At 36.7% G+C, this 14379-nt stretch carries 11 protein-coding genes; all 11 read left to right on the top strand.

All coding sequences use genetic code 11. The features are described 5' to 3' along the window. Positions 1–364: 364 nt before the first annotated feature. Positions 365–1297, top strand: coding sequence for a 16S rRNA (cytosine(1402)-N(4))-methyltransferase RsmH (gene rsmH, locus DN408_RS08705; protein WP_002014746.1), 933 nt, complete (start codon positions 365–367; stop codon positions 1295–1297). 15 nt (positions 1298–1312) lie between these two features. Beyond that, positions 1313–1675, top strand: coding sequence for a cell division protein FtsL (gene ftsL / locus DN408_RS08700; RefSeq protein WP_002014745.1), 363 nt, complete (start codon positions 1313–1315; stop codon positions 1673–1675). 22 nt (positions 1676–1697) lie between these two features. After that, positions 1698–3845, top strand: coding sequence for a penicillin-binding protein (locus DN408_RS08695; protein WP_087944711.1), 2148 nt, complete (start codon positions 1698–1700; stop codon positions 3843–3845). Positions 3846–3926: 81 nt separating this feature from the next. Next, on the top strand, positions 3927–5843 hold the full coding sequence (locus tag DN408_RS08690; RefSeq protein ID WP_002014741.1) for a stage V sporulation protein D: 1917 nt from the start codon (positions 3927–3929) through the stop codon (positions 5841–5843). 210 nt (positions 5844–6053) lie between these two features. After that, positions 6054–7529 carry a UDP-N-acetylmuramoyl-L-alanyl-D-glutamate--2,6-diaminopimelate ligase gene (gene murE / locus DN408_RS08685; protein ID WP_002014740.1) on the top strand — a complete coding sequence of 492 codons (1476 nt, stop codon included), beginning with the start codon at positions 6054–6056 and terminating at the stop codon, positions 7527–7529. Positions 7530–7551: 22 nt separating this feature from the next. Beyond that, on the top strand, positions 7552–8526 hold the full coding sequence (gene mraY, locus DN408_RS08680) for a phospho-N-acetylmuramoyl-pentapeptide-transferase (RefSeq protein ID WP_002014738.1): 975 nt from the start codon (positions 7552–7554) through the stop codon (positions 8524–8526). Continuing rightward, on the top strand, positions 8527–9879 hold the full coding sequence (murD, locus tag DN408_RS08675; RefSeq protein ID WP_147740064.1) for a UDP-N-acetylmuramoyl-L-alanine--D-glutamate ligase: 1353 nt from the start codon (positions 8527–8529) through the stop codon (positions 9877–9879). A 90-nt stretch (positions 9880–9969) separates the two neighbouring features. Beyond that, entirely contained in the window at positions 9970–11061 is a 1092-nt protein-coding gene (spoVE, locus tag DN408_RS08670; protein WP_002014736.1) for a stage V sporulation protein E, read from the top strand. Positions 11062–11163: 102 nt separating this feature from the next. Continuing rightward, on the top strand, positions 11164–12258 hold the full coding sequence (murG, locus tag DN408_RS08665) for an undecaprenyldiphospho-muramoylpentapeptide beta-N-acetylglucosaminyltransferase (RefSeq protein ID WP_002088269.1): 1095 nt from the start codon (positions 11164–11166) through the stop codon (positions 12256–12258). Between the two features lie 61 nt (positions 12259–12319). Further along, entirely contained in the window at positions 12320–13225 is a 906-nt protein-coding gene (gene murB, locus DN408_RS08660; RefSeq protein ID WP_002014734.1) for a UDP-N-acetylmuramate dehydrogenase, read from the top strand. 98 nt (positions 13226–13323) lie between these two features. Next, positions 13324–14094 carry a cell division protein DivIB gene (gene divIB, locus DN408_RS08655; protein WP_002014733.1) on the top strand — a complete coding sequence of 257 codons (771 nt, stop codon included), beginning with the start codon at positions 13324–13326 and terminating at the stop codon, positions 14092–14094. Positions 14095–14379: the final 285 nt, after the last annotated feature.

Here is a 14379-nt window from a genome sequence, read left to right as displayed (position 1 = left end):
TCTTGCTCTTTTGAGCAGGATTTTATTTTTATTCTGTTGAATTAACTGTGAAGTGAAATATTTCTGAATTATCCATCTTATGTTAATGTAATGAATCGCTATGTATCAGGTATATATATATGACAAAATAGCACAAAATGTAAACGGATTAATATCTTTTTCGACAGGTTTTTGTTTAAATTCCCGCAAAAAATGATAAAATTTAGTATATAATAAAATAAAATAGCGATTTGTATAGCGTACTACCTTGTTGGAAGTTAAATGAGTCGTTCTTTAGTAGCATTTCATCCTCTAGTAGTAAATTGTGTTTGTAGAGTGAGAAATGTATTTAACATAATTAATTGGAAAAAGAGTAGGTGCAGCAATGTTCAAACACGTAACAGTACTTTTGAAAGAAACAGTAGATGGCTTAGATATAAAACCGAGTGGTACATATGTAGATTGTACACTGGGTGGAGGAGGACATAGTTCTTATTTATTATCTCAGCTAACAGATGGTGGAAAGTTAATAGCATTTGATCAAGATGAAATAGCGATTCAAAATGCGAAGGAAAAATTTTCTTCTTATGGTGAACAATTTGTAACAGTGAAGAGCAACTTCCGTTATTTATCTGAAAAACTACATGAATTAGGTATCACAGAAGTAGACGGGATTTTATTCGATTTAGGTGTTTCATCCCCACAATTAGATACACCAGAGCGTGGCTTTAGTTATCATCATGATGCACCGTTAGATATGCGGATGGATCAAGATGCCCCATTAACAGCATATGATGTTGTGAACAGCTGGTCATATGAACAACTCGTAAGAATTTTCTTCCAATACGGAGAAGAAAAATTTTCAAAGCAAATAACAAGGAAAATTGAAGCTTATCGCGAGAATAAGGCTATTGAAACGACAGGAGAATTAGTGGAATTAATTAAAGAAGGTATTCCAGCTCCGGCACGTAGAACAGGTGGACATCCTGCGAAGCGAGTATTTCAAGCGATTCGTATTGCTGTAAATGATGAATTAAAAGTATTTGAAGAAGCGTTGGAATCTGCAATTGATATGGTCAAGCCTGGTGGAAGAGTTAGTGTTATAACATTCCATTCTTTAGAAGATCGTATTTGTAAAACGACGTTTAAGCGAAATAGCACAACGCCGCAATTACCACAGGGACTACCGATTATTCCGGATGAATTTAAGCCGAAATTAAAGCTTATTACAAGGAAACCGATTTTACCTTCTGACATTGAATTAGAAGAAAATAATCGAGCGCGTTCTGCGAAGTTGAGAATCGCTGAAAAACGATAAAAAGGAGAGAGAGGTATGACTAATTTAGCTGTAAAGTATAAACAACAGGCGCAAGAAGAGGTACAAATTCAAGCGCCGCCACAGCAGATGGTTAAGCCAAAAGTTAAAACGAAAATTACAAGAATTGAAAAGCTATTGTACGTAACGTTTATTGGATTTTTATTATATGCTTGTGTAGCTTTTATTGGGAATAAAGCGGGTCTATATCAAGTTAATGTAGAAGCAGCGACGATAGAAGAACAAATTGTGAAAAAACAAAAGGAAAATCAAGAATTGCAGGCTGAAGTAGAAAAGTTAAGTCGTTATGAACGTATCGCTGAAGTTGCAAAAAAACACGGGCTAGAAATTAATGCGAATAATGTGAAAGGCCTAAAGTAAGGCAAATAGGTGTGAAGAAAAGATGAAGAGAAATATGACCAAATTTCATACCAATAAGGGAGCAGGTTATTTTATGATATTTTTCCTCCTGCTCTTTTTGCTGTTATTAGCCCGATTTTTTTACATACAAGCAACAGGAACAGTGGACAATCATGATTTGAAGAAACTTGCTGAACAGAAACATAGTAAAAAAGGAGTTCTCGAAGCGAATCGAGGAACAATTTATGACCAAAATGGTCATGTGCTAGCACAAGACGCAAATTCCTATAAAATGGTAGCGGAATTAAAAGGTGCTAGGCCTGTTGAGGATAAAGAGGATACTGCAAAGAAAATCGCTGGAGTACTCGGAACGGGCGAAGATGCGATCTTAGCCGCTTTAAATAAAGATAGAAGTCAAGTGGAATTTGGAACATTAGGTAGGGGCTTGACGAAAGAAAAGAAAGAACAAATAGAAGCGTTGAAATTGCCAGGAATCTCTTTTATCACCGAAAATGCGAGAGTGTATCCAAACGGTGATTTCGCATCTTACGTCATAGGGCATGCCAGCCCTGATGAGAATGGAATCGCAGTAGGTCAATTTGGCTTAGAAAAGAGTTTGGATAAGTATTTAGGTGCTTCTAATGGTGAGGTAGCTTATACAGGGGACCGTAAAGGAGTATCTCTTGACGGTGGGAAAGTGAATGTAAAGGCACCTAAAAATGGAGATAATGTGTATTTAACGCTTGACCAACGTATTCAAAGTTATTTAGAAGACGCAATGAAAGAAGCGAGTAAACATTATGAACCAGAAAATTTAATTGGAATTGTTGCGGATCCAAAGACGGGGAAAATATTAGCGATGTCTAGTAAACCTGGTTATGATCCGAACCAGGGAAAGATGGATTATTATTATAACGATGCAATTGCAAATGCATTTGAACCGGGATCAACAATGAAGATTTTCACATTAGCGGCGGCCATTAATGAAGGTGTATACAATGGACAAGACTTTTATCAGTCTGGTACATATCAAGTTGGTAATCGCAAAATAAAAGATCACAACGGCGGCGCTGGATGGGGTTCTATTACTTTTGATGAAGGGGTAGAGCGCTCTTCAAACGTAGCGTTTGCAATTTTAGGTGATCAAAAACTTGGTCCAGATCGTTTCCGGAAATATATTCATAATTTTGGATTAGATGAAAAAACAAACATTGATTTACCTAGTGAAGGGTCAAATACAATTTTATTTGATCAACAAATACAACAAGTAACAACAGCGTTTGGACAAGGTTCTACAGTTACACCAATTCAACTTGTACAAGCTGCAACAGCGATTGCAAATGATGGGAAAATGATGAAACCTTATACAATTGATAAAATTGTGGATCCAATAACAGGTAAAGTACAGCTAGAGCATAAACCAAAAGAAGTAGGGAAACCTGTTTCCAAAGATACAGCAGCGCAAGTAAGGCAATTACTAGAACGTGTTGTTACATCACCGAAAGGAACAGGAACTGCATATAAAATTGATGGGTACTCAGTTGGGGGGAAAACAGGTACAGCACAAATTCCTGACGGGAAAGGTGGCTATATGACGGGAAGAGAGAATTATATATTCTCATTCTTAGGTATGGCACCGATGGACGATCCGCAACTTGTTGTGTATGTGGCAGTTAAACAACCAAAATTAAAAGATGATGAAAACGGGGCTAAGCCTTTAGCTGATATCTTTAAATATGTAACGAAAAATAGCTTAGAGTACTTAAAGATTAAGCCGAATGAAGTAAAAGACCCGAAAAAATATGTGAAAGAACAACAAACTGTCGTTCCAGATGTAACCGGAAAAACGATGGAAGAAGCGAAAAAAACAATTGATAAAGCAAAACTTCGTCCAATCGTATTAGGTGAAGGTAAAGTGCAGCAGCAAGTGCCAAAAGCAACTGAACAAACATTAAAGGGTGATCGAGTCTTCTTAGTAGGAGATAAACCTACAATGCCAAATATACAGGGATGGGCACTGCGTGATGTTATGAATTTAGCAAAAACATTAAAGCTTAACTTAAAACCTTCTGGTACAGGATATGTAACTGAGCAAAGTGTAGCGGAAGGGACATTGTTGCAACCTGGTACAGAATTAGGTGTAACACTCGTACCACCACTTGAACCGCAGCAAGAAGCAGAAAAGCCATAATGGTAATAGGGAAGAAGTTCTAATTAAATAAGTACAAGCATATATTGGAACAAGCTAGGCGTAAGGGAGGCTTGTTCCAATATGCGTGTATCAAATGTAACAGTTAGAAAACGACTTATTTTTATACTTATATCGGGTATACTCATTTTCACCATTATCGATATTCGTCTTGGATATGTGCAATTTTTTCTTGGAAATATGTTAACGGATCGTGCGAAGGATTCATGGAGTCGTAATATTACTTTTGAACCAGAGCGAGGGAAAATTTTAGATCGAAATGGTGTGGAGCTTGCTACGAATAAAAGTGCACCGACCGTCTTTGTTGTGCCGAGGCAAATTGAAAAACCAGCAGAGACTGCAGAGAAGTTAGCTGCAGTATTAGGTGTGGAAAAAGATGATGTTTATAAGCGGATTACAAAAAAAGAATCGATTGTAAGGCTTGATAAAGGCGGAAGGAAAATATCGCATGACAAAGCGAAAGAAGTACGCGGATTAAGTTTAAAGGGTGTGTACATCGCAGAGGATTCTATCCGGTACTATCCATTCGGTAATTTTTTATCACACGTATTAGGATTTGCGGGCAGTGATAATCAAGGGCTTATGGGACTAGAGAAATATTATGATAAAGAGCTAAATGGTGATAAAGGTCATGTGCGATTTTTTGCAGACGCGAAAGGACAGAGAATGCCTAACGTTGGAGATGATTTCAAAAAACCAGAAGCCGGCTTGAATTTAGGATTAACAATTGATTCACGCATTACGAGGATTATGGAAAGAGAAATGAATATTGCGGAATCAACGTATAATCCTGACGGTATGATAGCAATTGCAATGAATCCGAAAAATGGTGAAATTTTAGGTATGTCAAGTCGACCAAGTTTTGATCCAGCAGATTTCCAAAGTGTTTCTCCGGAAGTATATAACAGAAACTTACCTGTATGGAGTACGTATGAGCCGGGGTCAACATTTAAGATTATTACATTAGCTGCAGCCTTGAATGAAAATTTAGTAGACTTAGAGAAAGATACATTTTATGATGATGGGGCAGCTGAAGTTGGTGGAGCTAGATTGCGGTGTTGGAAAGCTGGAGGCCATGGTAGCCAAACGTTTTTAGAGGTAGTTCAAAACTCTTGTAACCCAGGATTTATTGAACTCGGTGATCGTCTTGGTAAAGATCGATTGTTTAAATACATTCGCAATTTCGGGTTTGGACAGAAGACCGGAATTGATTTACAAGGTGAAGGTAGCGGGATTTTATTTAATTTAGATAAAGTTGGTCCAGTCGAGCAAGCGACGACTTCATTTGGGCAAGGTGTTTCTGTTACACCGATTCAACAAGTAGCAGCTGTAGCGGCCGCTGTAAATGGTGGAACTTTGTATCAGCCATATATAGCGAAGGAATTTATTGATCCGAAGAATAATCAAGTTGTCAGCAAAAAGACACCTGTTGCGAAAAGGGAAGTTATTTCCAAGGAAACTTCAGAGAAAGTTCGTTACGCATTAGAGAATGTTGTAGCGAAAGGTTCGGGTAAAGGGGCTTATATTGATGGATATCGTGTAGGTGGAAAAACTGGAACTGCTCAAAAGGTGAAAGATGGAAAATATTTAGATAATAACTATATTGTATCATTTATCGGTTTTGCTCCAGCTGACGATCCGCAAATTGTTGTTTATGTAGCAGTGGATAATCCAAAAGGAGTCACTCAATTTGGTGGAGTTGTAGCAGCACCTATTGTTGGGAATATTCTTCGTGACGCACTTCCTGTAATGGGAGTGGAACCGAGAAAAGAGCAAGTTGAGAAAGAATATAAATGGGGCGATACACCAACTGTGGAAGTTCCGAATTTAATTGGTATGAAAAAGAAAGATTTACAAACGCAACTTGTAGACTTGAAGCTTGATATAAGTGGTGATGGTGGGAAAGTAATTAAACAATCACCAGAAGCAGGAGCTAAAGTAAAAGAGGGTTCAAAAGTTAGAATTTACTTCGGGAATTAAAGGTAACTGATTGTGTTTTATGGTACAATTGGTGGAAGTGAGTTCTTTATAGAAAAATTGCTTTACTTGAGACGATAAGTGTCTCATTAATAAATAAATCTATTGATTAGACTATAGTAGCACTTACCTCCTATTTTTATATAACTAGGAGGTAACGTGTTACTTGCTAAAATAAGAGATAAATAAACAATGTAGAGAGGGTTTAGTGAAATGAAGTTGCATACACTTGTATCATGTTTGCATGATTTTCCAGTTGTTCCAACAGAAAATCCAGAAATAACATCTATTGAAGCGGATTCACGTAAAGTGAAAGAGGGAAGCTTATTTATATGTATGAAAGGATATACGGTTGATAGCCATGACTTTGCTAAGCAAGCAGCCGCACAAGGAGCGGCTGCTATTGTTGCGGAAAGACCAATTGATGTTGACGTTCCAGTTGTACTTGTGAAAAATACTTTTCGTTCGCTAGCGGTTTTAGCTGATTATTTTTATGGCCAACCAACACACAAGTTACATTTAATCGGTATTACAGGTACAAATGGAAAGACAACAACATCGCATATTATGGATGAAATTATGCGCGCACATGGTCATAAAACAGGGCTAATTGGAACGATTAATATGAAAATCGGTGATGAAACATTTGAGGTGAAAAATACAACACCAGATGCACTAACACTTCAACAGACATTTTCAAAAATGGTTGAACAAGGTGTGGATAGCACAGTAATGGAAGTTTCGTCTCATGCTTTAGATCTTGGCCGTGTACACGGGTGCGATTATGATGTTGCAGTATTTACGAATTTAACACAAGATCATTTAGACTATCATAAAACGATGGAAGAATATAAACATGCGAAAGGGTTGCTTTTCGCACAGCTTGGCAATAGTTATCATCATAATCGTGAAAAATACGCTATATTAAACAGTGATGATCCAGTAGCAGAAGAGTATATGAGAAGTACAGCAGCTACTGTTGTAACATACGGTATAGATGTTGCAAGCGACATTATGGCACGAGATATCGTAATGACGAGTGGCGGTACAACATTTACACTTGTAACACCGTACGAAACTGTAAATGTTACGATGAAATTAATTGGTAAGTTTAATGTATACAACGTGTTAGCTGCTACAGCAGCAGGTCTTGTTTCAGGAGTGAGCTTACAAACAATTATTGATGTAATTAAAGAGCTTGCTGGCGTTCCTGGACGTTTTGAAGTTGTAGATGGTGGACAAAATTACACAGTTATTGTTGACTATGCGCATACACCTGATAGCTTAGAGAACGTACTAAAAACAGCAAAACAGTTTGCAAAAGGCGATGTATATTGTATCGTTGGTTGCGGTGGTGATAGAGATAGAACGAAAAGACCAATAATGGCAAGTGTCGCAACCGAATATGCAACTCATGCAATTTATACATCAGATAATCCAAGAAGTGAAGATCCGAAGGCTATTTTAGATGATATGGTAAATGATGTGAATGGGAATAATTATGAAGTAATTGTCGATCGAAAAGAAGCGATACGTTCCGCTATCTCGAAAGTAAAAGCAGAAGATATTATTATTATTGCTGGTAAAGGGCATGAAACGTATCAAATTATTGGTAAAGAAGTTCATCATTTTGACGATCGTGAAGTTGCTAAAGAAGCAATCACGGAGCGTTTAAACAACGAAGTGTAACAGCATGAGAGGAGGACTACATGTGCTTGAACAAGGTTTATTAGTAACGGCTGGGGTAGCATTTTTAATTTCTGTTGCCCTTTCGCCATTATTTATTCCATTTTTAAGAAAGTTAAAGTTCGGACAGAGTATTCGTGACGAAGGACCGAAGTCACACCAAAAGAAATCAGGGACACCAACGATGGGTGGTATTGTCATATATGTATCTATGATGGTGACTACGCTTATTATGGCGATTAAATTTAACAATTTAGGTGCAGAAGTATCATTGTTATTATTAGTTACATTTGGGTACGGATTAATCGGATTTTTAGATGACTACATAAAAGTAGTAAAGAAAAGAAATCTTGGTTTAACATCAAAACAAAAATTGATTGGTCAGCTTGTAATTGCTATTGCGTTCTTTTTAATTGGAAAAGGGCAAGCATTTCACACGTATATCATGATTCCAGGAACTGATGTTAAATTTGAATTAGGCTGGGCGTATTTTGTTCTCGTATTATTTATGCTTATTGGTGGATCAAATGCGGTTAATTTAACAGATGGTTTAGATGGTTTATTATCAGGAACAGCTGCTATTGCATTCGGAGCATTTAGTATTATTGCTGTAGCTCAAGAACAATTTGGGGTAGCGATTTTCTGTATGGCAGTCGTAGGAGCTGTACTTGGCTTTTTAGTATTCAATGCGAATCCAGCGAAAGTATTTATGGGGGATACTGGTTCTCTAGCTTTAGGTGGTGCTATCGCAGCTGTAGCGATTTTGTTAAAACAAGAATTGTTACTCGTTATTATTGGCGGTGTATTCGTAGCGGAAACTTTATCTGTTATTATCCAAGTTATTTCGTTCAAAACAACAGGAAAGCGTGTCTTTAAAATGAGTCCATTACATCATCATTATGAATTATGTGGTTGGTCAGAGTGGCGCGTTGTTGTAACGTTTTGGTCTGTAGGATTTTTATTAGCTGTGCTAGGAATTTATATCGGGGTGTGGATGTAATTGAAAACTGTAACTGAATATCAAAATAAAAATATTCTTGTATTAGGTATTGCTAAAAGTGGTTATGCAGCAGCTACTTTATTAAAAAAGTTAGGGGCAAACGTCATTGTAAATGATGGGAAACCATTAGCGGGTAATGTGCTTGCAGCTGAGTTACAAGCGGAAGGAATGGATGTTGTGTGTGGTGGGCATCCATTAGAATTGCTGGAGAGAAACATTTCACTTGTCGTAAAGAATCCAGGAATTCCATATTCTAATCCACTCTTAGTGGCGGCGAAAGAAAAACAAATTCCAATTGTAACTGAGGTTGAATTAGCATATTCCATTTCAGCAGCACCGTTTGTTGGGATTACGGGATCTAACGGTAAAACAACAACGACAATGTTAACGTTTGAAATGTTAAAAGAAGGACAAAAGCACCCAGTTATTGCGGGGAATATAGGTACTGTAGCTTGTGAAGTTGCACAATTGGCGAAGGAAAATGAAGTTGTCGTTACGGAACTTTCATCGTTTCAATTGATGGGAGTGGAATCGTTCCAACCAAAAATTGCAGCCTTTTTAAATTTATTTGAAGCGCATTTAGATTATCACGGGACGAAGAAAGAGTATGGTTTGGCGAAAGCGAATATTTTCAAAAACCAAACTGAAGCAGATTATAGTATAATTAACGCAGATGATGCAGATGTCATGGCGTTATCGGCATATAGTAAAGGACAGAAAGTATTATTTTCGACGACGAAAGAAATTGAAGATGGTGCGTATATAAAAGATAACGCTCTTTATTTTAAAGGCGAAAAAGTAGTTAAAGTAAGTGATATTGTTTTACCTGGTAAGCACAATTTAGAAAATATTTTAGCAGCAATGAGTATTGCTAAATTACTAGGTGTTTCTAATGAAGCAATTACTGCTGTGTTAAAAAGTTTTACAGGTGTAAAACATCGCTTAGAATATGTAACAACGATTAATAATCGTAAATTTTATAATGATTCAAAAGCGACGAATATGCTAGCGACAGAAAAAGCATTATCTGCATTTACACAACCGATTGTATTATTGGCTGGTGGACTTGATCGTGGTAATGAATTTGATGATTTAATTCCATATTTTAAACATGTCAAAGCGATTGTGACATTTGGACAAACTGCACCAAAATTAGTAAGAGCGGCAGAAAAAGCAGGATTAGATGTAATTGAAAGTGTCGAAACTTTAGATGATGCAGTAGTGAAGGCTTATGCTCATTCTACCGATGGTGATGTTATTCTTCTTTCACCAGCATGTGCAAGCTGGGATCAATTTAAAACATTTGAAGAAAGAGGAGACATTTTTATACAAGCTGTGCATAAACTTATATAAAGTAAATCAAAACATCAGTAGGCTAACACCTACTGATGTTTTGTTACATAGGGCAAAAGGTTCTGCCCAAAGAGGTGGTGTTCATGGGTAATGAAGAAAACGCCTGATTTTATTCTCATCATCGTTACACTTGCGTTGTTAACAATCGGAATGATTATGGTTTATAGTGCGAGTGCGGTTTGGGCCTCTTATAAAATGGGGGATTCATTCTTTTTTGCAAAAAGACAATTGTTATTTGCAAGTCTTGGGGTAGTAGCTATGTTTTTTCTGATGAAAATTGATTATTGGGTATGGCGTACGTATTCAAAAGTAATTTTACTAGTTTGTTTCGTTCTTCTTATTCTCGTTCTTATTCCTGGAGTAGGTCTCGTTCGTGGAGGGGCGCGAAGTTGGATTGGAATCGGGGCATTTTCTATCCAACCGTCAGAGTTTATGAAATTCGCGATGATTATTTTCTTAGCAAAATTTTTAGCGGAACGACAAAAATTAATTACATCTTTTAAACGAGGTTTACTACCGGCTCTTAGTTTTGTATTTCTTGCTTTTGGGATAATTATGTTACAGCCAGATCTTGGTACGGGAACGGTAATGATTGGGACATGTATTATTATGATATTTATTTCGGGAGCAAGGGTCTTTCACTTTGCAATGTTTGGTTTGCTTGGTGCAGCGGGATTTGTAGGGTTAATTGCATCAGCGCCATATCGAATGAAACGCATCACATCATATTTAGATCCGTGGTCGGATCCGCTCGGAAGTGGATTTCAAATTATCCAATCGTTACTCGCAATTGGACCTGGTGGTTTATTTGGGCTTGGACTTGGACAAAGTAGACAAAAATTTCTCTATTTACCTGAACCACAAACAGACTTTATATTTGCAATCTTATCCGAGGAATTAGGTTTTATTGGTGGTTCATTTGTGTTATTATTATTTAGTCTATTATTATGGCGTGGGATTCGTATAGCATTAGGAGCGCCAGATTTATATGGTACGTTTTTAGCAGTAGGTATTGTGGCGATGATTGCGATTCAAGTAATGATTAATGTTGGTGTTGTAACAGGACTGATGCCTGTTACCGGTATTACTTTGCCATTTTTAAGTTATGGTGGATCAAGTTTGACCTTAATGTTAATGGCGGTAGGTGTATTATTGAATATAAGTCGCCATTCTCGCTATTAAACCCTGTTTAAAAGACAGGGTTTTTCGTGTGTGTGTGAAAATACAATATGTATATAGAAATAAATACGATTGAATAAGAACAGGGAAGTGGAGGAATCAGTAGTGCGAGTATTAGTAAGTGGTGGGGGTACTGGAGGACATATTTATCCAGCTCTTGCTTTAATTAGAGAAATAAAAAAACTAAATCCTGAAGCAAGATTTTTATACATTGGTACAGAGAATGGATTAGAGAGTACCATCGTACCGAAAGCGGGTATTCCGTTCCAATCTATTGTTATAAGTGGATTTAAACGAAAAATATCTCTTGATAATGTAAAAACAGTGATGCGTTTCCTAAAAGGTGTTCAAGATAGTAAACGATATATTCGTCGTTTTAACCCTGATATTGTGATTGGTACGGGTGGATACGTATGTGGGCCAGTTGTATATGCTGCGGCTAAATTAGGTATTCCGACTATTGTCCATGAACAAAATAGTGTACCTGGTGTAACGAATAAATTTTTAAGTCGTTATGTCGATAAAGTTGCAGTTTGTTTTGAAGCAGCTGCAGAACATTTTCCACAGTCAAAAGTGGTTATGACAGGTAATCCACGTGCATCAGAAGTAATGGACCAAAATGGAATGAAAGGAAAACGTTCGGTAGGACTATCCCTTTCTAAAAAATCCGTGCTTATTTTTGGTGGGAGCCGCGGGGCTAGACCGATTAACGATGCTTTTGTAGAAGCGATTGAACAATTTGGGAATAAAAGTTACGAAGTATTATATGTAACAGGCGAAGTACATTATGATAAAGTTATGGAAGCCGTGAAACAAAAAGGGAATCCGAATAATGTTATTATTAAACCTTTTATTCATAATATGCCAGAGGTACTGACGGGTGTAGATCTTGTTGTTTCAAGGGCAGGGGCTACAACGCTTGCAGAATTAACAGCGTTAGGAAAGCCGAGTGTATTAATTCCAAGTCCGTACGTAACAAATAACCATCAAGAAAAAAATGCACGATCAGTTGTTGATAAAGGAGCAGCTAAAATGCTACTTGAAAAAGATTTAACATCTGAAACGCTTATTCGTGACATTGATGAGATTTTATTGGATACACAAACATTACAAAATATGAAACTGGCTACTAAGCAACTTGGTATTCCAGATGCAGCAAATAAGCTATATGAAGTAATGAACAAGCTTATTAAAAAATAACATTAGGTGAACGCCCTGCATATTACTGTAATAAGGAGACTTGATATGGGGGAGATTGTCTATGGAACAATTAGTAAAAGAGCTTTTAGAAGCAAATGTTGGTCGCGTGTTAGTTAATGAACCGTTAGCGCGTTACACGACTATGAAAATAGGCGGACCAGCTGATATTTTAATTGTACCAAAGCATGTTGCTGGTATTGAGAAGACTCTAGAGTTAGTAAAGAAGTACAAGACAGGGTGGACTGCAATTGGTCGTGGTTCAAATCTTCTCGTATCTGATCAAGGTATAGAAGGTGTGGTTATTCGTTTAGGAGAAGGATTAGACCATTTAGAAGTCGAAAAACATAGAGTAAGAGTCGGTGCTGGATATCCCCTTATTAAATTGTCAACTTTACTTAGTCGACAGGGATTAGCGGGCCTGGAATTTGCAAGTGGTATTCCAGGAAGTGTTGGCGGTGCAGTGTATATGAATGCAGGCGCTCATAAGTCCGATATATCGAGTGTATTAACGAAAGCTCGTATTTTGTTTGACAATGGAACAATTAATTGGTTGACGAATACCGAAATGGGCTTTTCTTATCGCACATCTGTATTGCAAATGAAACGCCCTGGTATTGTTTTGGAAGCTGAATTCCAATTGGAGGTAGGCGAACGCGAGGGAATTGTAAGAAGCATGCAAAAGAATAAAGAGTATCGCCGTGAAACGCAGCCTTGGAATCACCCTTGTGCAGGAAGTATATTTCGAAATCCAGTCCCCTATTTTGCAGGAGATTTAATAGAAAAATCAGGGCTTCGTGGTTATACAATAGGTGGAGCTCAAATTTCTGAAATGCATGGGAATTTTATTGTTAATACTGGTGTGGCCTCAGCGCAAGATGTATTAGACTTAATCGCATTGGTAAAGCGTACAATTAAAGATAAATTTGGTGTTGATATGCATACAGAAGTAGAAATAATTGGAAGATAACGGTTGTTCGTTCCGCTCATTATCATTTATGTTATAATAAGAAGATAAGAACGGCATGAGGAACATGCCGTTCTTTATGTTACATAGGGGGATCGTACATGAAAAATAGTAAAGTGATTAAACTACAAGATCGTGTACCAAAATTAAAGAATCAAAATAAAAAAAATAAGAAACCTGTTAATCATCGGTTAATTTTATACATATCGATTTTATTTTTATTAGTACTCTTTTTAATTTATTTTCGGTCTCCGCTTAGTAATATAAAAAAGATAAGTGTCTTTGGAAATCATTATATGACAGATGAACAAGTTATGAAGGAATCAGGTGTGACATATGATACGAGTTATTTCCGAGTAACAGCTCATAAAGCAGAAGAAAACTTAACGAAACGAAAAGAAATTAAAGAGGTAAATGTAAAAAAACGTTTCCCAAACAAAATTGATGTTCATATCGAAGAATATTTAACAATTGGCTATATAAACAAAGATGGGAAATTACAACCGTTATTAGAAAATGGGAAAACACTCGATGTACTTCCGAACGGAAAGCTTCCAGTTGCAGCACCAATTTTTGAACCATTTAAAGAGGAAAAAATGAAGGAATTAATTGCAGAACTAGAAAAATTAACGCCAACTATTTTAAGGTCTATTTCTGAAATTCGTTATACACCAACGAACGCAAATGAAGATCATCTTACTTTATATATGAATGAAGGATATGAAGTGAGCACCACTATTCAAAATTTCGCAAAGCGAATGGAAGCTTATCCACTTATTTTAAAAACAATTGAACCTGGTAAGAAGGTTTTAATTGACTTAGAAGTGGGTGCATATACGAAGGAACTAGGTGCTGAAGAAAAGAAAGAATAGAATGATAGTTTTTACTGCGTTATTACGTATGAAATGAAACAAACGTTCTTTTATATGGATGCTAATTTGCAAGAATGCTTAATTTGATGAAAAAAATGTAAATTTTCTTAGATTCATACTAGGATTGGTACAAGTTTCACTTTTCTACAAGTACATCTTAGTGTAGACTTATACTTGGCGGTAATCTTTACACTTGAAATATAATTATTTCAAGATAGAGCAGTTATTCACAGGTTACTGCGATATTCTTAAATGAATGTTAAATAAAAATAAGAAAAATATAGG

Source organism: Bacillus sp. AR13-1 (assembly GCF_008042285.1).
GTDB lineage: Bacteria > Bacillota > Bacilli > Bacillales > Bacillaceae_G > Bacillus_A > Bacillus_A mycoides.
The sequence above is the reverse complement of the archived record's forward strand: the minus strand, read 5'-3'. Positions and strand labels throughout refer to the sequence as shown.

Excerpts from the sequence above, each read along its gene's own strand:
- rsmH (WP_002014746.1), top strand. The coding sequence starts at position 365 with ATGTTCAAACACGTAACAGTACTTTTGAAAGAAACAGTAGATGGCTTA.
- ftsL (WP_002014745.1), top strand. The coding sequence starts at position 1,313 with ATGACTAATTTAGCTGTAAAGTATAAACAACAGGCGCAAGAAGAGGTA.
- DN408_RS08695 (WP_087944711.1), top strand. The coding sequence starts at position 1,698 with ATGAAGAGAAATATGACCAAATTTCATACCAATAAGGGAGCAGGTTAT.
- DN408_RS08690 (WP_002014741.1), top strand. The coding sequence starts at position 3,927 with ATGCGTGTATCAAATGTAACAGTTAGAAAACGACTTATTTTTATACTT.
- murE (WP_002014740.1), top strand. The coding sequence starts at position 6,054 with ATGAAGTTGCATACACTTGTATCATGTTTGCATGATTTTCCAGTTGTT.
- spoVE (WP_002014736.1), top strand. The coding sequence starts at position 9,970 with ATGAAGAAAACGCCTGATTTTATTCTCATCATCGTTACACTTGCGTTG.
- murB (WP_002014734.1), top strand. The coding sequence starts at position 12,320 with ATGGAACAATTAGTAAAAGAGCTTTTAGAAGCAAATGTTGGTCGCGTG.
- divIB (WP_002014733.1), top strand. The coding sequence starts at position 13,324 with ATGAAAAATAGTAAAGTGATTAAACTACAAGATCGTGTACCAAAATTA.